General features: G+C 71.8%; 14 protein-coding genes and 1 riboswitch. Of the genes, 3 read left to right on the forward strand and 11 right to left on the reverse strand.

All coding sequences use genetic code 11. The features are described 5' to 3' along the window. Positions 1-4: 4 nt before the first annotated feature. From OHA61_RS11735 to cobN, 10 genes are all read right to left on the reverse strand, one after another. Positions 5-901, reverse strand: a complete 897-nt coding sequence (locus tag OHA61_RS11735) for a hypothetical protein (protein ID WP_406303026.1) — start codon at positions 899-901, stop codon at positions 5-7. A 52-nt stretch (positions 902-953) separates the two neighbouring features. Then, a complete protein-coding gene (locus tag OHA61_RS11740; RefSeq protein WP_406303027.1) occupies positions 954-2,798 on the reverse strand; it encodes a WxL protein peptidoglycan domain-containing protein in 1,845 nt (614 codons plus the stop codon). A gap of 134 nt (positions 2,799-2,932) precedes the next feature. After that, the gene (locus OHA61_RS11745; protein WP_406303028.1) at positions 2,933-4,507 is read right to left on the reverse strand and encodes an Ig-like domain repeat protein; all 1,575 of its coding nucleotides are present in this window, start codon (positions 4,505-4,507) and stop codon (positions 2,933-2,935) included. Between the two features lie 93 nt (positions 4,508-4,600). After that, complete coding sequence (locus OHA61_RS11750) at positions 4,601-5,599, reverse strand: hypothetical protein (protein ID WP_406303029.1); 999 nt, start codon at positions 5,597-5,599, stop codon at positions 4,601-4,603. Positions 5,600-5,695: 96 nt separating this feature from the next. Continuing rightward, on the reverse strand, positions 5,696-8,230 hold the full coding sequence (locus OHA61_RS11755; protein WP_406303030.1) for a hypothetical protein: 2,535 nt from the start codon (positions 8,228-8,230) through the stop codon (positions 5,696-5,698). Continuing rightward, the gene (gene pstS, locus OHA61_RS11760) at positions 8,227-9,954 is read right to left on the reverse strand and encodes a phosphate ABC transporter substrate-binding protein PstS (RefSeq protein WP_406303031.1); all 1,728 of its coding nucleotides are present in this window, start codon (positions 9,952-9,954) and stop codon (positions 8,227-8,229) included. Before pstS ends, OHA61_RS11755 begins: the two co-directional genes overlap by 4 nt. Before the next feature lie 88 nt (positions 9,955-10,042). Further along, the gene (gene pstA / locus OHA61_RS11765; protein WP_406303032.1) at positions 10,043-11,338 is read right to left on the reverse strand and encodes a phosphate ABC transporter permease PstA; all 1,296 of its coding nucleotides are present in this window, start codon (positions 11,336-11,338) and stop codon (positions 10,043-10,045) included. A 1-nt stretch (position 11,339) separates the two neighbouring features. Then, positions 11,340-12,362 carry a phosphate ABC transporter permease subunit PstC gene (gene pstC, locus OHA61_RS11770; protein WP_389370272.1) on the reverse strand — a complete coding sequence of 341 codons (1,023 nt, stop codon included), beginning with the start codon at positions 12,360-12,362 and terminating at the stop codon, positions 11,340-11,342. Continuing rightward, positions 12,359-12,850 (reverse strand): hypothetical protein, encoded by a 492-nt coding sequence (locus tag OHA61_RS11775; protein WP_361914220.1) that lies wholly within the window; start codon positions 12,848-12,850, stop codon positions 12,359-12,361. The genes pstC and OHA61_RS11775 overlap by 4 nt, the downstream gene beginning before the upstream one ends. 278 nt (positions 12,851-13,128) lie before the next feature. After that, a complete protein-coding gene (gene cobN, locus OHA61_RS11780) occupies positions 13,129-16,716 on the reverse strand; it encodes a cobaltochelatase subunit CobN (RefSeq protein WP_406303033.1) in 3,588 nt (1,195 codons plus the stop codon). Positions 16,717-16,769: 53 nt separating this feature from the next. Continuing rightward, a riboswitch (cobalamin riboswitch) is annotated at positions 16,770-16,862 on the reverse strand. Between the two features lie 119 nt (positions 16,863-16,981). On the opposite strand from cobN, the gene cobG reads away from it, so the two are divergent. From cobG to OHA61_RS11795, 3 genes are read left to right on the forward strand one after another with little or no spacing between them, the layout of a single operon-like run. Continuing rightward, complete coding sequence (cobG, locus tag OHA61_RS11785) at positions 16,982-18,283, forward strand: precorrin-3B synthase (RefSeq protein WP_406307323.1); 1,302 nt, start codon at positions 16,982-16,984, stop codon at positions 18,281-18,283. 19 nt (positions 18,284-18,302) lie between these two features. Continuing rightward, positions 18,303-18,929 carry a precorrin-8X methylmutase gene (locus tag OHA61_RS11790; protein WP_406307325.1) on the forward strand — a complete coding sequence of 209 codons (627 nt, stop codon included), beginning with the start codon at positions 18,303-18,305 and terminating at the stop codon, positions 18,927-18,929. Continuing rightward, positions 18,926-20,443 (forward strand): precorrin-2 C(20)-methyltransferase, encoded by a 1,518-nt coding sequence (locus tag OHA61_RS11795; protein ID WP_406303034.1) that lies wholly within the window; start codon positions 18,926-18,928, stop codon positions 20,441-20,443. The genes OHA61_RS11790 and OHA61_RS11795 overlap by 4 nt, the downstream gene beginning before the upstream one ends. Here the strand turns inward: OHA61_RS11795 and OHA61_RS11800 are convergent. Then, positions 20,413-21,162 carry a cobalt-precorrin-6A reductase gene (locus OHA61_RS11800; RefSeq protein WP_406303035.1) on the reverse strand — a complete coding sequence of 250 codons (750 nt, stop codon included), beginning with the start codon at positions 21,160-21,162 and terminating at the stop codon, positions 20,413-20,415. The genes OHA61_RS11795 and OHA61_RS11800 overlap by 31 nt on opposite strands. Positions 21,163-21,171 lie beyond the last annotated feature (9 nt).

Here is a 21,171-nt window from a genome sequence, read left to right on the forward strand (position 1 = left end):
CGCCTCAGACGTTCGGGGTGTCGGTGACGGGGAACTCCTCGCGCCGGCGGGTGCGCCGCACGACCGTGATGCCCGTCGCCACGAGGAGGGCCGAAGCCACGCCGGCCATCGCGACGTCGGTGCCGGTGGCCGCCAGGGATCCCTTGCCGCCGCCCGAACCGCCGCCGCTGACGTCGGTGGAGATGCCCTGGGAGCCGCCGCCCGGGGTCGCGGTGTCCGTCGGGGTGGCGGTGTCGGTCGGCAGCGCCGTGTCGGTCGGCGACGCGGTGTCCGTCGGCAGCGCCGTGTCGGTGGGCGACGCGGTGTCCGTCGGAGACGCGGTGTCGGTGGGCGAGGCGGTCCCCGTGGGCGACGGTGAGCCGGTGCTGGTGGGCGCCGTGGAGGACGGCGTGGCCGTCGGCCCGGCGGGGTCGGTGTTGCGGTACGCCGTGTTGGAGGTGAACCAGATCGGTGCGGTGAAGTCGCCGAGGCTGGTGCCGTTGAAGGCGGTGCGGCAGGTCACCGTGAAGTCGTAGCGGCCCTTCAGCGTGGTGAACCCCGCCGTGTTGGCGTAGTCACGCATCGTCTGCGTCAGCGGCACCACGATGCCGCCGGACTGCGTGGTCGCGTACGTGCTGAGCGGCGAGTTGCTCACCACGTTCTGGCCCTCGGCCGGGAAGCCCGAGCCCTTCACCGCGACGATGAGGTTCGTGGCCGTGTCCGGGCACGCCTTCGACGTGGTCAGCGAAATCCCGCTGGTGTCCGTGCCGGTGGCCGGGGACACCTCCGCCGAACCGACGACCTCGGCGTGCGCGACGGTCGCAGTGAGCACCCCGGCCGCGCCGGACGCCGCGATCAGCGATCCGAGCAGGACGGCGGCCGGCCGGGATATCAAGGTGCGGGACTTGGTTGTGATGGACACGGTGTTCTCTCCCTGTGACTGATGGTTCAAGAGGTATGGATGGCGGTGGTGTTCAGTCGCCCGGCTCGGGCTCGGCGGCACGCGCTCGGCGTCCCCGCACCCAGTGGGCCGCACCCATGAGGAGTGCCAGCAGGGCGGCGGCGAAACCGGCCACCGACCAGGCGACGAGCGAGGTGTTGGAGTCCTGGGCGGCGGCCCCCGTCGCGGCGGGCGCACCCGCGGGTGCAGCGGACCCGTTCGCGGGCGCGGAAGGTGCCGCCCCCGCCCCGGCGCCCGCCGCGCTCCCTGTTTCGGCGCCCGTACCGCCCCCCGACACGGTCGGCGGTACGGGCTGCTCTGATTGCCCCGGCGCCTTGGCGTCCGGAGCCTTGACCGCGACCCGCGTACCGTCCTGGTACGCGTCTTTCGCGGTGAACCGCAGGGACCCCGTGAAGTCCCGCAGACTCGTCAGGTCGAATGCGCCCTTGAGGCAGCTGACCGTGAAGGTGTAGGTGCCGCGCAGTGTGGTGAAGCCGGCCGTGCTGGCGTAGTCCCGCATCGTGTACGTGAGCGGGATCGACAGGCCGCCGCCGGGCACCTTCGGATAGGTGGCGAGCGGGGCGTTGCCGACGACGATCTGGCCTCCGCGGGGGAATCCCGCTCCGGTGACGCGGGCGATGACGTTGGCGGTCTTCGCGGGGCAGGGCGCGGCGGAACTGAGCGTGATGGGCTGGGCGTCGCTCCCCCGCGCCGGGCTGACCGCGAGCCCGCCGGACTCCGCCGCCTCGGCGTCGGCAGGAGTGCCCGCGACGACCGCTGAGGCGGTGAGGAGGATCGCCGCGAGGCCGACGGCCTGCTTCGACCTGGCCGCGGCGGGGCGCGGCTCCGGTGCGCTCGTGCCCGCGCCGCGCCGCCCACGCCTGCGTACGAGCAGGAGTGTCAAGGCTCCGGCGGCGACCAGCAGCACGACCAGCATCGCCCACGGCACGGCCCAGAAGTCCTCGACCCGAGTGACCCGTGGCAGCACCCGGTGCTGGATGTCGCCGCGCACGGGCCTCGGGTCGACGGTGACCGTGGTGGTGTCGCGCATGGCCGGGACGACGCCTGTGGCCGAAGTCGTGATGTTCACGGCGGCGCCGGGCAGCAACTCGGGGATGTCACGAGGAGCCGCCACCTTCGCACCCCCTCCGAACAGATAGCGCACGCGCACCGCCTGACGGGCCGCCAGCCGGACGTTGCCGGTGTTGCGCACGGTGTACGTCACGGTCGCGGAGCCGGTGCCGAAGGGGTTGGCCGTGCCGTGGTAGCTCGTGTGCAGGCCCTCGACGGTGAGCGCGGGCTTGAGCTCCCCGGCCACCCGCAGATAGATCCGCGCGCCGACCCGCTGGTCGACCGCGACCTTGCTGCCCTTCTTGTCCGTGCGTACCGCCGACAGCGAGGCGACGATGCCGCCGGTGTGGTCCCCGGGGGGCACCTGCTGCGGGACGGTCAGGGTGAAGGGCACGATGACGTGGGACCGGCCGGGCACACTCAGCACGTTCTTGCCGAGCTTCACCCAGGAGCCCACCTCGGTGGACTTGTGGTTCGCCGCGAACAGGTCGAAGCCGCCGTCGGCGGTGGTGAAGGCGTCGCCGGCGTACACGCGCAGGGTGAGCGGCTTCTTGCCGTAGTTGTGGACGGCGATGTGGTCCTTGACGACGGCTCCGGGGGTCGCCCCGTACGAGAAGTGGGGCCGCGCGTCGGGCTTCTTCGCGGCCGACGGCTGGACACCGAAGGTCGTACGCCCCTGTCCGCCGTCGCCGGGCCGGGTGGCCGGAACCGGGGAGGCGGCCGACGCGGTTCCGGCTGCGGCCGGGAGGACGGCGAGGAGGCATGCGGCCAGGACGGCGGCGATGCGGCAGGCTGAGGTCGTGATCATGTCGGGTCGTCCGTTCGGGCGCGGGACGGGTGGAGCGGGGTGGGTGGGCGGCCGGGGCGGGCATCGCTGCCCGCCCCGGCCCGGGGCGGCTTACCTGGGGGGCAGTGCCGCCGCCCCGTGACCATCCGGGTGGGTCAGATGGCCGTCAGGGTGAGCGTGGCGGTGTAGGTGCCGGCCACGGTCGAGGTCGGCGCGTTGAGCGCCAGGTCCGCCCCGACGTGGGCGGTGCCCAGGCCGGTTCCGTTGGCGAGGGAACGGGAGGACTTGAGTCCGGCCGTGCCCGCGTCCGCGGGGGCGACACCATTGGCGGCCGCGACGGCCGCACCCGGCGTGACGGTCTGGGACGCGCCCCTGTCGATCAGCTTCGGCGTCCAGCCGAGGTTCTGACCGTTGATCAGGTGCGTACCGCCGTCGGAGAAGTCGGTCAGCTGGCCGCTGACGGACCAGCCCGGGTTACCGGCGCGGGTGTCGGTGAGCGTGACCGGGTTGATCGCGCCCGTGGTGGACAGCAGGTCACCGTTGGCGTTGAGCACCGGGGAAGGCAGGGTGACATGCGGGTTGTCGACGCTGATGACGAGCGCACCGGCTTCGACGGTGGTGGTGATGTCCTGCGAGGCGGTGACACCGGCGAAGGCGCCGATCACGTACGGAACGGCACCGGAGTCGGAGCCGAGGTACGCGGCCGGGTTCGTCGGGACGAAGACCGCCGAGAAGGAGTGGTCACCCGCGCCCAGGCTGCTCGTGGTGTAGGCGGCCTGACCCGCGGCGACCGGCACCGTGGCCAGCGTGGTGGTGGTACCGCCCACGGTGTCCTGGAACTTCACGGAACCGGCCGCCGAGGCGGGCGCCACCGTGGCCGACATGCTGACCGGGCTGTACTGGGCCGCCGTGCCGGCCGGCGAAACGGCCAGCGCGGTCGTGGTCGCGGTCGCCGGAGCGGTGTTGACCGTGTACGCGACCGCGTCGGACGCGGACGCGTTGTAGGCGGTGCTGCTCGGCGTGAAGGCGGCCGTCAGCGAGTGGCTGCCCGCGCCCAGGCTGCTCGTGGTGAGCGCGGCCTGGCCGCCGGAGACGTTCACCGGGTTGCCCAGCGCAGCGCCGTTGTCCTTGAACTGCACGGTGCCCGCGGCGCCGGCCGGGCCGACGGTCGCGGTCAGCGTCACGGGAGTACCCGCGGTGACCGGGCTGGCCGGGGACACCGCGAGGGAGGTGGTGGTGTCGGTCTTCACGGCCGGGTCGGTGTTCTGGTACGCCGTGTTGGACGTGAACCAGACCGCCGCCGGGAAGTCACCGAGGCTGGTGCCGTTGAAGGCCGTGCGGCAGGTGACCTGGAAGCTGTACTTGCCGGTCAGGTTGGTGAAGCCCGCCGTGTTGGCGTAGTCACGCATCGTCTGGGAGAGCGGGATGACGAGCCCGCCGTCCGCCGTCGATCCGTAGGTGCTGATCGGCGAGTTGCCGACCACGTTCTGGCCGCCGGCCGGGAAGCCCGAACCGGTCACCGAGACAATGACGTTGGTGGCGTTGGCCGGGCAGGGGCCGGACGTGGTCAGCGTCATGCTGGAGACGTCGGAGCCGGTCGCCGGGGTGATCACTGCGGTGCCGATGTCGGCGGCGTGCGCCGACGGAGCCAGGATGAGGCCGCCTGCAAGCACGGCGACCAGGCTCGCGAGACCGCCCGCCAGGGTTCGCGAGAGGGTGTTCTTCCACACAGTCGTGCTCTCCTTCTTGGAAGGATTCGAAAGTGACGAAAGCGATGTATCAGGCATGGGGGGTTGAGTGACTACGAAGGTGCTGCGGGAGCGTCAGGGGGTCTGCTTGCTGGTGTCGCCGCAGTTCGCGTTGGTCGCGAAGCCGTAGGTGTTGATGACCGTCGGCTGCTGGCAGATCAGAGCGTTCGAGCCGACGAAGACGGTGCTCCAGGGCGCCGTCCCGATCTTGCTGGTCGGGATGACGTTGTAGACATCGCGCTTCACACCGAAGTTGCTGTTGAGCGTGTTCGGCGCGAGGTTGTCGATGGTGCCGAGGATCGCGCGGCCGCGGAGGTCGGCGATGGTCTGCGTGGCCTGCGAGTTGTACTGCGCGATCGAGAACGGGACGATCGACTTGTCGTCGAGGACACGGCCGTCGTGCTCCTGGATGGGGGCGCCGGCCTTGGTGTCCTTGATGCAGGGGTAGACGCCGGCGACCACGTCGGCGTCGGTGATCCCCATCGTGGACTCCCAGAAGCTACGGGTGCCCGAGCCCGCCTGCGGCAGGTACACCGTGAGGCTGAAGTTGGGAGCGGTGCCCACGTAGTTGGGGTCGCAGTGGTAAATGGCCTTGAGGTCGGCCAGGGAGAGCTTGCGCGGCACCGTGCTGGTGGGCGTGATCGAGTAGCTCACCGCGTCCACGGCGAACGGGACATAGGTCAGGCCCGGGTTCGCGGCGCCCAGGTTCAGGCTGGACGAGCGCGAGAAGTCCAGACAACCGTTGGCCGCCTGCAGGGAGTTCAGCAGGGCGGTGCGTCCGGCGCCCGACCCGTTCGGGCGGCTGATGGTACAGCCCGGGGTGGTGGCGGGGTCCTTGGTGGTGATCTGGGCCGAGCCGGTGGCGTCGTACGAGCCGATGACCTTCTGGCCGCCGATGGTGATCGCGTTGGCCAGGCCGTTCATCACGTCCTGCGTGGTGTCGGAGCCGACACCGGAGAGCTGGCGGTAGGGCGGCGGCCCGGAGGGGTCGGCGACGGCCTGGCTGGCGCAGACGGTGCCGGTGAGGAGACCGGTGATCCCGACAGCGGCGAGCGCTATCTTCTTCTTGTTCACGTGCGTTACCTCTCGGATAGGCTTGCGCCGGTGGTGCCCGGCGCGGTGTTCAGACAGTTCGTTGGCGCGGACCTGTCGCTGATTCGAGTCCGGGCATCACCTCCCTTCGCTGCCGGGCCTGTTGGCCCCGGCGCGCCAGGCCGAAAGACCTGCCGCCAGCCGCGGCAGCACCCTCGGCAGGAGGGGGCCGCTGACCGCGGCGGCGAGCCCGACGATGAGCGCGATCAGGAGGGCGTAGCGCACGGCGCCGAGCGCCCAGGCCGGAGTGCGGATGATCGGTTCGTCGGAGGCGGCGGCTGCCGCGGCGGACGGCGATCCGGTCGGCTTCGTGGTCGCTGCCGGGGAGGACGCGGTCCCGCCCGCGCTCGGCTTTCCGCCGGCTGCCGCGCCACCGCCGCTCGCGTCACCTCCAGCCACGCCTGCCGCGGCGCCGCCGGACGAGTCCGAGCCCGCGTTGGATCCGCCGGCGTCACCGCCGGGAGTGTGGGTGGACGGCGAGGTGCCGGCCCGGGACGCGATGGCGTCGGCAGCGGCACGCGCCACGGCACGCACGCTCCCCGGCAGCGGGGCGTATCCCTCCGGGAGGGTTCCGGCCGACACACCCGGCCGCTGTCCGTTGCCCACCGCGTACTTCAGGAAGGCCGCGTAGTCCTGGCCCTCCTGCTTGGTCAGCTGTTCGGGCACGGTCGCGGCGTAGGTGAGCAGGGTGAGCGGGTAGGCGTTCGCGGCCTTCGTGGCCGGGTTGGGGCTCACGACCCCGCCGACGCCGCTGGGCTTCATCGCCGCCTGGCCCGCGAGCAGACCGGCGGTGTCGGGGCCCACGAACCGGCCCGCGGCGTTCTGGAGCTTCGCGGTCACCAGGCCGTAGCGGGCGGCCGTCGCGGTGTCGGTCAGGGCGAGGACGGCGCGCTTGCCGGCGGTCTGCGGCGGGGTCTTCTTGTAGCCGGGCGGCGTGCTGGTGTTGTCCCAGCTCGCGCGGGCCAGGGTGTCGCCGCGGGCGGCGGCGCGGGCGGCGGTGTGCATGTCGGAGGCGTACGGATGCTTGTCCTGGATGCACAGCGGTGGCTGGCCCGGGTTGTTCGGGAACTCCTGGCAGAACGGGTCGCTCTTCGGGAACTCGTTCCTCGGCAGTTCGACCTTCCGGTAGTGCGGGTTGACCTTCATCCCGGAGAAGTCCCGGCTGCCGTACCGCCCCTGATTGTCGGCGGTGCCGCTCAGGAACTCCCGGGCGGCCGGGTCCTTGTCCACCCAGTTCCACAGCTCCCACGCCGAGTCGGAAAGGGCCTCGGGTACGAGCACGTCGCCCAGGCTGCTGCGGAATTCGAGGTCCTTGTAGTCCGGGTTGTACTTGATGAACTCCGGGTCGCGCGCCAGGTTGAACGGATTCTCGGCGGTGCTCGGCGCGAGGCGCGAATTGCCGTCCTGATAGGACTCGGTGAGCAGCTTGGCGACCAGCCTCGGGGTGAGATTGAGTCCGGTCAGCCGTGTTCCGTTGCGCGCCGTGACCGTACCCGGTGCGTTGAATCCGGCCTGGCTCTCGACGAAGAAGCCGATGGTCAGCCCGGACAGCGTCATGGGCGCATAGACGGGACGCCGGCCGGACGGCACCTGGCCGGCGGTGGCCGGATGGCCGAGGAAGACCATTCCGGGCTTGCCGGAGACCAGCTTGGCCCGGGCGGTGTCGTCGGTCACCTGGGCGAAGCCGTAGATCGTCTTGCTCGCCGACTGGCACAGGGCGGGCTGCCAGCGGGAGATGGCCTCGGCGGCGATCTCGTGGCCGAGGGTGCTGCGCTCGTCGGCGCCGATCGGGCAGAAATTGCCCATCGGCTCGAACCCGAGCGGCACGACGAGCCGTTGCTTCCAGTTGCTCGCGGTGAGCGGCGAGGACTGCAGGAGCCCGCTCGGCTGGGAGTGGTACGAGCCGCCGTCCACCTCGCTCTCGCCGCGCGGCACGATGACGAGCCAGCAGGGCCGGCCGGCCGTCGCGTTCGAGGCACCGGCCGCCACCTCGCCGCAGCCCAGACCGGGTGCCTCCAGGGCCGTCTGGGTCTCGAAGTACACCTCGCCCCTGCCGTCGGGGCCGCTGCGGGCGTAAGGGGTCTCGTTCGTGGTGTTCACGTCGTAGAACTCGTTCCAGTTCCCCTTCGTGATCACATCGCCGGTCGCCGACTTGAACGGGACGTACGAGATACCGGTGCTGGTCGGCGGCGGGAGCGTCTGGTCCGGGTCCTTCAGTCCGCCGTAGGTCAGCTGCCGGGTGTTGGTGTACGCACCGGCGGTGCCGGCCGTGTCCTGCGCGGACGAGCCGCCGAACTGGCACTTGTCGGGGCTGTCCCCCCAGCACTGCATGATCTGGAGGTAGTTGGCCGCGTACGTGGTGTCCGAGACCGTGGGTGCGCCGCCCTTCCAGGAGACCTTCACCACCTGGTTGACCAGGTTCCGGGTCTGGCTGACGGTCACCTTCAGGTTCGCGTACGGCCCCCGTCCCGAGACTGTCACCGCGGACTTCTGGTCGGCGGCGTCGGCCGGCCCGGAGGTCATGGTCACGGCGACGGCACAGGTCACCGCGGTGAGCAGGACGAGCGCGACGACGGACGTCGTCCGCAGGAAGCGGCGGAGCGCAGCGATCACGACGTACTCCGCTTCAGGCGCCTGTTCAGCAGCGGAGGTCCGACCGTCACCACGACCAGCAGCACGCCCGCCACCACCATCAGCGCGGTCCGCATGCCGCCCCCGATGCTCGTGGCCGTCGTGACGGGGACGGCGAACGCGTCACCGCTGCCGCCGCCGGCCGCGCCGCCGTTGGCACCGACGACCTGCCCGGTGTCCGGGTCGATAGTGGCCCCGGAGCCCGCGGACGTACCGCCTGCGCCGGTTGCCGCGCCGGCCGACGACCCGGCCGTGCCCTTGCCGCCCGCGCCCGACGCCGACCCGCCGGGGCCCGCTCCGCCGGAGCCCGTGGTGCCCTGGGCGGACCCGGACGAACCGCCGGAGGATCCCGAGCCGTTGCCGTTGACGGTGGTCGGGGTCTTGGCACCGCCCGTGCCGGTCGAGCACTGAGCCGCGCCCTTCTTGTCACAGGCGGGCGGATAAGGAGCCGTCTTGGCCAGGGTGTTGCTGCCGTCGCTGGAGAAGGTCGGGTTGTGGCAGTCCTTGATATTGATCTTCTCGACGTCGACCCCGGGAATCCTGCGGACCTGCTTCAGCCCGGCCTGCACGAGGTTGATCGGCAGTGGCGAGTAGCCGAGGTTGTCCACGTGCTGCTGCCCCTGGCAGAGGAAGTAGTACGCGAAGGCGCCGAGGGTCTTGCCCTTCTGGGCGTTGAAGTTCGACTCCAGCACGGTCGGGACGACCATGTAGCTGTAGCTCGAGAGCGGATAGGCGCGCGCGTCACGGTCGTTGTAGACGTCGTCGAGGATCTGCGTCAGATAGCCGGGCGAGGAGCTGTTCTCGTTGATCCGGGCCTTGGTGAGGGCGACCGCGACGTTCTTCGCGGTCGGCTCTGTGTAGTACCCGGCCGCGTTCAGCACCTTGGCCACCGGGAACCCGGTCGTGTACACCGCGTACGAGTACTCGACATAGGTGATCGTGCCGACGTTGCCGCCCTGGGCGACATAGCCGGACACACCGTTCGAGCCCGACTGGCCGACGAAGCCGCTGCCCGGTACGAGCGGGTAGTTGGACGTCGCGCCGCAGGGCGCGGTGCGGCCCGCCCGGCGGCAGTAGGCGTCCCACAGCGAGGTGTGCTGCTTGCTCATCCAGGTGGTGAACTGCGCGGTGGTGCCCGAACCGTCGGAGCGCACCACCGGGACGACCTTGCGGGCGGGCAGCGCTCCGGCCAGCGCGGGGTTGTCGGCCTTGATCGCCGGGTCGTTCCAGGTCTTGATCTGCCCGGTGAACATCTTGGCGATGACCTCTCCGGACAGCCGGAGGTTGGTCACCCGCTTGTTGCCGATCGTGAGGTTGTACATGAAGGAGGTGCCGCCGGCGACGATCGGCATGTAGGCGTATTTGCGGGACGGCGGCGGGTCGACGACGCCCGAGTCCTTGATGCCGTACGGGATCTCGGAGACGCCGTAGTCGACGGTGCCGTTGCGGAACTGGTTGCGGCCGTCGGAGGACCCGGTGCCGTTGTAGTTCACCGTCATGCCGTACTGCTTGACGTTTGCCCGCCACTGGTCGAGCGCGTTCTGGCTCCAGGTGGATCCGGCACCGGAGATCGGGACGTACGACGCCGCGGCGGCGGGCTCGGCACCCGGCAGCGCGAAGCCGAACAGGAGGACGGCCAGGCAGGCGAGGGCGGTCACGGCTCTCAGGCGGAGGCGTGCGGACTTTGCCGGAGGCGATCCGGGCATGGCAGGTGACTCCTGGTCGGTGTCGTCGGTACAGGGCGGTGCGGAATCCGCGGTGCGGGATGGGGGAGCCGTGCGGGCTCGACGGGTCTCAGCCGGAGGGGCTGCCCGGGGCACCGGGCCGGGCGTCCGGCTCGGGGCCGGACCGAGGGCCTGGCGCGGGGTTCGGGAAATCCCCGGCCGCCGCGGCCGCTTGCGGCACGAGCCGTGCGCGCTTGCCCATGCGCTCGGCGTCGCGGCGGGACGCGACCACGCGCCGGTGCTGCTGGCTACGGGTCAGCGCACCCGGTCCGCGTCCGCCGACCACCCGGGCCACGATGAACAGCAGCAGCACGAGAGCCATCAGGAGGGCCGCGGAGCCGAACCCGCGGGCGATCATGCTGGGCTGTGGCGATCTCACCAACTCGAAGGTCGCGAGCGGCAGGGAGACCTGCGGGCGAGTCGTCGGGTTGAGGTTCAGGTCGGCCGCGAAGCCGGAGGTGAGCAGCACCGGCGAGGTTTCGCCGATCCCGCGCGCGGTGCCCAGGATCACCGCGGTGGTGAGCCCGGAGCGTGCGGTGGGCAGCACCACAGTCCACACCGTGCGCCACTGGCTCGCGCCCAGGGCGTAGGACGCCTCGCGCAGCGAGCCCGGCACCAGCCGGATGACCACGTCGGAGGCGCGGATGATGATGGGCAGCATCATCACGCTGAGCGCCAGCGCGGCGGCGGACCCGGACTTGTCGACGCCGAGGATGAGGATCACCGTGGCGTAGATGAACAGGCCGGCCACGATCGACGGCAGCGCCGTCATCGCCTCGACGATGGTGCGTACGAACCGGGCGTAGCGGCCCGGCACTTCGTTGAGGAACACCGCGCAGGCCAGCCCGAGCGGCACGGTGATCGCCAGCGAGATGGCGATCTGCTCCAGCGTGCCGACGATCGCGTGCAGGACGCCGCCTTCGGTGAGCGGCTGCAGCGGGCCGGTGCGCGACATGTCCTCGGTGAAGAAGTTGAGGTGCACCAGAGCGGACTTGCCGCGCCACAGGGTGTACACGACCACCAGGACCAGCGACGCGAGCAGCAGCATGGCGAGGCTCTGCCACAGCACCGCCGCGACCTTGTCCCGTACCGCCACGCTGTTCTCGTCGAAGGAGACGAGTACGGCGTAGACGACGAGGAAGAGCACATAGGCGACGACGACGAAGCCCAGGATCGAGTCGAACGGGGCGATCCAGGTGAACAGGAGTGCCGTCAGCGCGAGGGAGCCCACCGCCGCGCCCGCGAGCGCGAGCAGATCCGTGGCATGCACCGACGAGGTGTTGCGGCGCACTTCCGGGGACTCGTCCCGCGCTTCGGTGCCGGGCCGCACCGTCTGCGCCGGCCGTTTCTCGAGGAGGTCGGTCATCTCAGGCCTCCGTCCCGCTGCCCGAGCGGCTGCGGGCCGCGATCGAGGATGCGATGAAGTTCACGACAAGGGTCATCAGGAACAGTGCGAGTCCCGCGGCCATCAGGGCCGACATCCCGAAGGCGCTCGCGGATCCGTAGCGCAGTGCGATCAGCGACGAGACGGAGTTGGAGCCGTTCTGGAGGATGTGCGGCTGTACGACGAAGACCGGGGAGATGATCATGTAGATGGCGATCGTCTCGCCCAGGGCGCGGCCGAGACCGAGCATGGTGCCGCCGATCACGCCGCCCCAGCCGAAGGGCAGCACGACCGCGCGGATCATTCCCCACCGGGTCGCGCCGAGCGCGAACGCGCCCTCGCGCTCTCCCGGAGGCGCCTGCGAGAAGGTCTCCCGCATCACCGAGCAGGCGATGGGCGTGACCATGAGCGCCACGACGATGCCCGCGATGAAGGTGGAGGACGTGTAGACGGTCGTCGTCTCCAGCGGGTCGCGCGGATCGCTCCCGTCGACCTTGAAGAGAGGTATCCAGGAGAAGTACGTGGCGAGCCAGCGGGAGAGCCCCACCACATGCGCCTGCAGGAAGAACGCGCCCCACAGCCCGTACACCACACTCGGCACGGCGGCCATGAGGTCCACGAGAGAGATGAACGTCCGCTTCAGACGCCGCGGTGCGTACTCCGAGATGTACAGCGCGGTGCCGAGCGCCAGCGGCACCGCGAAGCTGATCGCCACCAGGCCGATGAGCACAGTGCCGGTGATCACCGCCGCGATCCCGAAGCGGTGGGCATCCGGCTCCCACGCGGAGGTGGTGAGGAACGAGCCCTTGGCGACGTCGAGCGCCTGCAGGGCACGATAAGTGAGGAATACGCCGACCAGGAGCATGATGGCCAGCACGATGGCCCCGCTGCCGCGAGCCACACCGCGGAAGAGCAGGTCCGCCGGCTCGCCCCTGCCACGCACAGCACGCGGCGCGTCCACGGGATCCGGTTCGGCCTGCGGGCGTTCGAGCATCGTTACGGTCATCGCGCACCCGCCCCGGCCCGGACGCCGGTGTGCGGCCGTGCGTGGCCTTCGTCTTCCTGCTCTGCTCGCGTAGATCTGGACCGCTGAGGTCCGCGCGGAGGCAGAGCGCGCGGCCGGGGCCGGCTCGTGACCCCGACGGCCAGCAGGGCCACGGGGACGGCGACCAGGAACTGGCTGAGGTTGTACTGGCACTCGCGCTGGCGCAGATAACGCCGGCCCGACACCGCCACGGCCCGCCCGTCGATCTCCAGGCGCCAGGTCCAGCTGCCCGCCGCATCGCCCATGGTCAGCAGCACACGTGCCGCCGCCACCTTCTCCCGGAGCTGAGCGACCGCTGCCTGGCACTCCGCGAGGCCGCCGAACGCGTCGGCGCTGCGTCCGAGTTCACGGTTGTTGGCGCCGACCAGGCGCCACCCGACCGGCTTCTCCTCCCCGTCCGGTCTCTGCTGCGATGCGCGCACTACGTACAAAAACCGCGGCTGAACCATCAAAACCACCCCCTGCCATCCATGCGTTTCGGCCACAGGCCAAAACCCCCACCCCCAGCGCACTGACAGTCGCTGGTTTGTGTGGGGACTGCGCGCACCACGAGGTGAAGGCCGAACGGAGGGAAAATGAATGGGAAGCTCAGGGGAACTCAAGGTAATCGTGATCAAGTCCGTGGTGACGCTGCGCGGCCTCCGCCGAAGCAGTGCGGGCTCCCGTCCCCCGGACATGACGAAGGCCCCCGGACGTGTCGTCCAGGGGCCCGCGGTCCGGCTCTCCGTCAGTCCTCGCCCTCCAGGTCGCCCTCCGTCTCCAGGAAGACCTGGCGCAGCGCGGCGAGCACCGACGGATCGGGCTTGGCCCACATGCCGCGCGACTCGGCCTCCAGGAGGCGTTCCGCGATGCCGTGCAGGGCCCAGGGGTTGGCCTGCTGGAGGAACTCCCGGTTCACCGGGTCCAGGACGTAGGTCTGAGTGAGCTTGTCGTACATCCAGTCGGCGACCACGCCCGTCGTCGCGTCGTAGCCGAACAGGTAGTCCACCGTCGCGGCGAGTTCGAAGGCGCCCTTGTAGCCGTGGCGGCGCATCGCCTCGATCCACTTGGGGTTGACGACGCGGGCGCGGAAGACGCGGGAGGTCTCCTCGACCAGGGTGCGCGTGCGCACGGTCTCGGGGCGGGTGGAGTCGCCGATGTACGCCTCGGGGGCCGTGCCGCGCAGGGCACGCACGGTGGCGACCATGCCGCCGTGGTACTGGAAGTAGTCGTCGGAGTCCGCGATGTCGTGCTCGCGGGTGTCGGTGTTCTTCGCCGCGACCGTGATGCGCCGGTACGCGGTCTCCATCTCGGCACGGGCCGGGCGGCCGTCGAGTTCGCGGCCGTAGGCGTAGCCGCCCCAGACCGTGTAGACCTCGGCGAGGTCGGCGTCGGTGCGCCAGTCGCGGGAGTCGATCAGCTGGAGGAGACCCGCGCCGTAGGTGCCCGGGCGGGAGCCGAAGATACGGGTCGTGGCGCGGCGTTCGTCGCCGTGGTCCGCCAGGTCGGCCTGGGTGTGGGCGCGGACGAAGTTCTGGCCGGCGGGCTCGTCGAGGGAGGCCGCCAGGCGGACCGCGTCGTCGAGCAGGCCGATCGTGTGCGGGAAGGCGTCGCGGAAGAAGCCGGATATGCGCAGCGTGACGTCGATGCGGGGGCGTCCGAGCTCGGCGAGCGGGATGGGCTCCAGACCTGTGACGCGGCGCGAGGCGTCGTCCCAGACCGGGCGGATGCCGAGCAGGGCGAGCGCCTCCGCGACATCGTCGCCGCTGGTGCGCATCGCGCTGGTGCCCCACAGGGACAGGCCGACCGACGGCGGCCAGTCGCCGTTGTCGGTGCGGTAGCGCTCCAGCAGCGAGTCCGCGAGGGCCTGGCCTGTCTCCCACGCGAGGCGGGAGGGGACCGCCTTCGGGTCCACCGAGTAGAAGTTGCGTCCGGTCGGCAGGACGTTGACCAGGCCGCGCAGCGGGGAGCCGGAGGGGCCCGCAGGGACGAAGCCGCCGTTCAGCGCGTGGACGGCGTGATCGAGTTCGGCGGTGGTGGCAGCGAGGCGGGGGACGACCTCGCGGGAGGCGAAGTCGAGGATGGCCGCGACCTCGGGGCCGTGCCCGGCGGGGACCGCGTCGGGGTTCCACCCGGCGTCCTCCATCGCCTGCACCAGCTCGCGCGCCTTCTCCTCGGCCGCGTCCGCGGTCGTGCGGGTGGCCGCCGACTCGTCCAGGCCCAGCGCCTCCCGCAGGCCCGGCAGCGACGATGTCCCGCCCCAGATCTGGCGCGCCCTCAGGATCGCGAGAACCAGGTTGACGCGGTCGGCGCCCGCGGGCGGGGAGCCGAGGACATGGAGGCCGTCGCGGATCTGGGCGTCCTTGACCTCGCACAGCCAGCCGTCGACATGGAGCAGGAAGTCGTCGAAGCCGTCGTCGTCCGGGCGGTCTTCGAGGCCCAGGTCGTGGTCGAGCCTGGCCGCCTGGATGAGGGTCCAGATCTGCGCGCGGATGGCGGGGAGTTTGGCCGGGTCCATGGAGGAGATCGCGGCGTATTCGTCGAGGAGCTGTTCCAGGCGCGCGATGTCGCCGTACGAGTCGGCACGTGCCATCGGCGGGACCAGGTGATCGACGAGCGTGGCGTGGACGCGGCGCTTGGCCTGCGTGCCCTCGCCCGGGTCGTTGACCAGGAAGGGGTAGATCAGCGGGAGGTCGCCGAGCGCGGCGTCGGGGCCGCAGGCCGCGGACAGACCGGCGTTCTTGCCGGGCAGCCACTCCAGGTTGCCGTGCTTGCCGAGGTGGATCATCGCGTCGGCGCCGAAGCCGCCGTCGGCCGCGGACGCGGCGATCCAGCGGTACGCGGCCAGGTAGTGGTGCGAGGGCGGCAGATCGGGGTCGTGGTAGATCGCGATCGGGTTCTCGCCGAAGCCCCGCGGGGGCTGGATGAGGATGAGGAGGTTCTTGTGGCGCAGGGCCGCGAGGACGATGTCGCCCTCGGGATTGCGGCTGCGGTCGAGGAACATCTCGCCGGGCGGCGGGCCCCAGTGCTGCTCGACGGCCGAGCGCAGTTCCTGCGGCAGCGTCGCGTACCAGCGCTTGTAGTCGGCCGCAGGGATGCGGACCGGATTGCGCGCCAACTGCTCCTCGGTCAGCCAGTCCTGGTCGTGGCCGCCCGCCTCGATCAGGGCGTAGATCAGCTCGTCGCCGTCGCCGGAGGCGAGGCCGGGTACGGGCTCCGTGCCGAAGTCGTAGCCCTCCGCCCGCAGCCGGCGCAGGAGGGCCACCGCGGACGCGGGGGTGTCCAGGCCGACCGCGTTGCCGATCCGCGAGTGCTTCGTCGGGTACGCGGAGAGCACGAGCGCGAGGCGCTTGTCGGCGGCGGGGATGTGCCTCAGACGCGCATGGCGTACGGCGATTCCGGCGACCCGCGCGGCCCGCTCGGGGTCGGCCTCGTACGCCGGAAGGCCGTCCGCGTCGATCTCCTTGAAGGAGAACGGCACGGTGATCAGGCGGCCGTCGAACTCCGGGACCGCGATCTGGCTGGCCGCGTCCAGCGGCGAGACGCCCTCGTCGCTCTCCTCCCACGTGCTGCGCGAACCGGTCAGGCACAGCGCCTGGAGGATCGGCACGTCCAGGCCGCTCAGGGCGCCCGCGTCCCACGACTCGTCGTCGCCGCCCGCCGATGCCTCGGCTGGCCGGGTGCCGCCCGCCGCGAGGACGGTGGTGACGATGGCGTCGGCGGCGCCGAGCGCGTCGATCAGCTCGGGTTCCGGGGCACGCAGGGAGGCGACGTACAGCGGGAGGGGACGGCCGCCCGCGTCCTCGATCGCCGTGCACAGGGCGTCGACGAAGGCGGTGTTGCCGCTCATGTGGTGGGCGCGGTAGTAGAGCACGGCCACCGTCGGGCCCTCGCTCTCCCGCGCGGTGCGCTCCAGCGGGCCCCATGTCGGTGCGGGGGCCGGTGACTCGAAGCCGTGGCCGGTCAGGAGCACCGTGTCGCAGAGGAAGCGGGCCAGCTGCTCCAGGTTGGCGGGGCCGCCGTGGGCCAGGTAGGCGTGGGCCTCGGCGGCGATGCCGACGGGGACGGTGGACGCCTCCATCAGCTGGGCGTCGGGGGCCTGTTCACCGGTGAGGACGACGACCGGGAGCCCGGCCTCGTGCAGCAGGTCGAGCCCGTCCTGCCAGGCGCGTACGCCGCCGAGGAGCCGTACGACGACCAGGTCCACGCCGTCCAGCAGGGCGGGGAGCTCACTGAGGTCGAGCCGCGCGGGGTTGGCGAACCGGTACGCGACCGGGCCTCCGGCCGCGCGGGCACTGAGCAGGTCGGTGTCGGAGGTCGACAGCAGCAGAAGCATGCGAGCGCAGGCCTTCCTCGGGGTGTCCGCGCCCCGGGCGGTGTGGACGGCAGGAGTTCCTGGCTCACCCGGTGTGGACCGGGCTCACAGTGGCGGGACCGCGCCGGATTCGCACCGGGCTTCCTCCATGTCGCCGTCGCAGGCGATGACGGGCCGGCCGGCCCGTCGCCTGAGCATAGTAGGGCTCGGGAGGCGGCCGGGCGGAGTGCTGCGGGTGTGATGATCGGCGCAGGTGGGCGGGAGTGAGGTGGAAAGGGTGGTGGGTATGCTCGCCGCCATGCCGACCGCCCCAGGCCCCCGCGACGCCGGGGCGATACCCCCGAGCCGTGATCGTGGTGACGCCTGCCCCGGCACACTGCGTCTCCACGCGGCGGACGACGGCGCGCTGGCCCGGGTGCGGATACCGGCGGGAGCGCTGACCACCGGCCAGGCGCTGGCGCTGTGGGATGCGGCACAGCGGCTCGGCGACGGTTCGCTGCACCTCACCTCGCGCGGCAACGTACAGCTGCGCGGCCTCGGCGAGGGCTGCGGCGGGGAGCTGGCCGATGTGCTCGCCGCGGCGGGTCTGCTGCCCTCGCCCCGGCACGAGCGGGTGCGCAATGTCGTCGCCTCCCCGCTCTCCGGGCTCGACGGGCGGGGCGAGGCCGATGTGCGGTCCTGGGCACGGGAGTTGGACCGGCTGCTGTGCGCGAGCGAGGCGGCGACCGGGCTGTCGGGGCGTTTTCTGTTCGCGCTCGACGACGGCCGCGGGGATGTGGCGGCGCTGGGTGCGGACGTGACCGTACAGGCGGTCGGCGCAGCGGATGCGGTGCTCCGGCTGGGCTCGGACGACGCGGGTGTGTCCGTACGGGGGGAAAACGCGCCGCGTGCCGCCCTGCTGGCCGCCGAGGCTTTCCTGGATGCCGCGCGGGACAGCGGCACTCGCTGCTGGCGGGTGAGCGAACTGCCCGGCAGCACGGCCGAGTTGACGACCGAGGTGGCCTCGCGTCTGGCGGCGGACGGGATCTCGGGCAAGCTCGTCACGATGCCTCTCACGGCGGTCGGCAATCCGCCCCCGCCGGGCGCAGTCGCGGGCCCCGACGGGCGCACCACCGCACTGTCCGTGGTCGCGCCGCTCGGCGTGCTCACCGCTGCCCAGTGGCACGAACTGGCCGCCGTGGCCGAGCACGACGGCAACGGAGAACTGCGGCTGACCCCTTGGCGCGGTGTGATCCTTCCCGGGGTCGAGGCCGCCGGCGCCCTCGAATCGGCCGGGCTCATCACCTCCCCCGCCTCCCCCTGGCTCGGCGTCGGCGCCTGCATCGGCCGGCCCGGCTGCGCCAAGTCCCTCGCCGACGTGCGGGCGGACGCGGCGAAGGCTCTCGGCCCGGGGCCTTCGAGCCTGCCCGTGTACTGGTCCGGCTGCGAACGCCGTTGCGGCCATCCGCACGGCGACTGGGTGGACGTCGTCGCGACCGCCGACGGCTACGACGTCTCCGTACACGGGGACGAGCCGTCCACCGGCATGCCCCCTTCCGAACTCGCCGCCATCGTGGCGGCTGCGCGCACGAGCGCCGTGACGCGTTGACGAAATGAGCGAGAGCACAGTGTTCGACTACGAGAAGGACGGCGCGGCGATCTACCGCCAGTCCTTTGCCACCATCCGCGCGGAAGCAGATCTCGCGGGGCTGCCCGCCGATGTCAGCCAGGTCGCGGTCCGGATGATCCACGCCTGCGGCATGGTCGACCTGGTACGCGATCTCTCGTTCACTCCGGACGTGGTGGCCCGCGCCCGCGAGGCCCTGCGGGGCGGGGCGCCGATTCTGTGCGATGTCGCCATGGTCGCCAGCGGGGTGACCCGTAAGCGGCTGCCCGCGAAGAACGACGTGGTGTGCACCCTGTCCGACCCGTCGGTCCCCGGCCTCGCGGCGAAGCTCAAAACCACCCGTAGCGCCGCGGCACTTGAGTTGTGGCGCGAGCGGATGGAGGGCGCGGTGGTGGCCGTCGGCAATGCGCCGACCGCGCTCTTCCGGCTGCTGGAGATGATCGAGGAGGGCGCCCCTCGCCCGGCCGCGGTCATCGGGGTGCCGGTCGGTTTCATCGGCGCGGCCGAGTCCAAGGACGCGCTCGCCCAACACCCCTCGGGTCTTGAGCACTTGGTGGTACGGGGACGACGCGGCGGCAGCGCCATGGCCGCGGCCGCGCTCAACGCGATCGCGAGCGAGGAAGAGTGAGCAACGTCAACGCCACAGGCCGGCTGTACGGAGTGGGGCTCGGGCCCGGCGATCCGTCCCTGATGACCGTACGTGCCGTCGAAGTCATCGCCGAGGCCGATGTGGTCGCGTACCACAGCGCCCGGCACGGCCGGTCCATCGCGCGTTCCATCGCGGCGAAGCATCTGCGGGCCGACCACGTCGAGGAGGCGCTGGTCTATCCCGTCACCACGGAGACCACCGACCATCCTGGCGGCTACCGCGGCGCGATGGAGGAGTTCTACACCGAGGCCGCCGCCCGGCTGGCCGCGCATCTCGACGCGGGCCGCACGGTCGCCGTGCTCGCGGAGGGCGACCCGCTCTTCTACGGCTCGTACATGCACATGCACAAGCGCCTCGCGGACCGCTATCCGACCGAGGTGATACCCGGGGTGACCTCGGTGAGCGCCGCGGCCGCGCGGCTCGGCACACCGCTGGCCGAGGGCGAGGAGGTGCTGACGATCCTGCCCGGCACGCTGCCCGAGGAGGAGCTGACCGCGCGTCTCGCCTCGACGGACTGCGCGGTCGTGATGAAGCTCGGCCGCACCTTCCCCACCGTACGGCGGGCGATCGAGCGCTCCGGGCGGCTGGACGAGGCCCGCTATGTCGAGCGCGCCACGATGGCCGGTGAGCGCACGGGCCAACTGGCGGACGTGGAGCCCGAGTCGGTGCCGTACTTCTCGGTCGCCGTGCTGCCGAGCCGTATCGACGCGCCCGCGGTGGTACGGGAGCTGGGCGAGGTCGTCGTCGTCGGCACCGGTCCCGCGGGGCCGCTGTGGCTCACGCCCGAGACGCGTGGCGCGCTTGCCGCCGCGGACGATCTGGTCGGCTACACCACCTATCTGGACCGGGTGCCGGTGCGCCTGGGCCAGCTGCGGCACGGCTCCGACAACAAGGTGGAGGCCGAGCGCGCCGAGTTCGCCCTCGATCTGGCCCGGCGCGGCAGGCGGGTGGCGGTCGTGTCCGGTGGCGACCCGGGTGTCTTCGCGATGGCCACAGCTGTGCTGGAGGCGGCGTCGCAGGACGCGTACAAGGACGTGCCGGTGCGGGTGCTGCCGGGGCTGACCGCCGCCAACGCGGCCGCGGCCCGCGCCGGCGCCCCGCTCGGCCACGACTACGCGACGCTCTCGCTCTCCGACCGGCTCAAGCCGTGGGAGGTCATCGCGGAACGGCTGCGCGCCGCCGCGGCGGCCGATCTGGTGCTCGCGCTCTACAACCCCGGCTCGCGCAGCCGGACCTGGCAGGTCGGCAAGGCCCGTGACCTGCTGCTGGAACACCGCTCCGCGGACACTCCGGTGGTGCTCGGCCGCGATGTCGGCGGGGCGCAGGAGAGCGTACGGATCGTGCGTCTCGGCGATCTCGATCCGGCCGAGGTGGACATGCGGACGATCCTGATCGTCGGCTCCTCGCAGACGCGGGTCGTACGGCGCGGAGACGGCGAGGAGATCGTCTGGACGCCGCGCCGCTATCCCGAGAGCCCCCGGGCGGAGAGCTGAGCCAGCCAGGCGGCGGCCTCGCCCGGTGAGGCCGCCACCGGGACGCCCTCGGGGACCGGGGGCCGCCGCACCACCACGACCGGCAGCCCCGCCTCGCGGGCGGCGGTGAGCTTGGGTGCGGTGGCGGCCCCTCCGCTGTCCTTGGTGACCAGGACGTCGATGCGGTGCCGGCGCAGCAGTTCGCGCTCACCGTCGAGGGTGAAGGGGCCGCGGTCGAGCAGCACCTCCATGCGCGGCGGGTACGGGGGTTCCGGGGCGTCCACGGAGCGCATGAGGAACCACAGGTGGTCCAGGTGGGCGAAGGCGGCGAGCCCCATCCGGCCCGTCGTCAGGAACACCCTGCGGCCGAGCGCCGGGAGCACCGCCGCGGCCTGCTCCAGGGAGTCGGCCGGGTGCCAGTCGTCGCCGTCGGCCGCGACCCAGCCGGGCCTGCGCAGGGCCAGCAGGGGAACATGGGCCTCGGCGGCGGCCGCCGCCGCGTTGAAACTGATCGTCCCGGCGAAAGGATGGGTGGCGTCGATGAGCGCGTCCACGTCGTGCTCCCGCAGCCACTGGGCCAGGCCCCCGGCTCCGCCGAACCCGCCGATACGGACGTCGCCCGCGGGAAGCCTCGGGGCGGCGACGCGACCGGCCAGCGAGGTGGTGGTCCGTACGGTGGTGTGGAGCTGTTCCGCGAGCTGCCGTGCCTCGGTCGTCCCGCCGAGGATCAGTACGTGCATCGGGTCTTG

Origin of the sequence: Streptomyces sp. NBC_00885, from assembly GCF_045207475.1 — a bacterium.
In the GTDB taxonomy this organism is placed as follows: Bacteria; Actinomycetota; Actinomycetes; order Streptomycetales; family Streptomycetaceae; genus Streptomyces.

Coding starts and splice junctions, on each gene's coding strand:
- OHA61_RS11740 (WP_406303027.1), bottom strand. CDS start 2,798: ATGATCACGACCTCAGCCTGCCGCATCGCCGCCGTCCTGGCCGCATGC.
- pstS (WP_406303031.1), bottom strand. CDS start 9,954: ATGCCCGGATCGCCTCCGGCAAAGTCCGCACGCCTCCGCCTGAGAGCC.
- pstA (WP_406303032.1), bottom strand. CDS start 11,338: ATGACCGACCTCCTCGAGAAACGGCCGGCGCAGACGGTGCGGCCCGGC.
- pstC (WP_389370272.1), bottom strand. CDS start 12,362: ATGACCGTAACGATGCTCGAACGCCCGCAGGCCGAACCGGATCCCGTG.
- OHA61_RS11775 (WP_361914220.1), bottom strand. CDS start 12,850: ATGGTTCAGCCGCGGTTTTTGTACGTAGTGCGCGCATCGCAGCAGAGA.
- cobN (WP_406303033.1), bottom strand. CDS start 16,716: ATGCTTCTGCTGCTGTCGACCTCCGACACCGACCTGCTCAGTGCCCGC.
- cobG (WP_406307323.1), top strand. CDS start 16,982: ATGCTCGCCGCCATGCCGACCGCCCCAGGCCCCCGCGACGCCGGGGCG.
- OHA61_RS11800 (WP_406303035.1), bottom strand. CDS start 21,162: ATGCACGTACTGATCCTCGGCGGGACGACCGAGGCACGGCAGCTCGCG.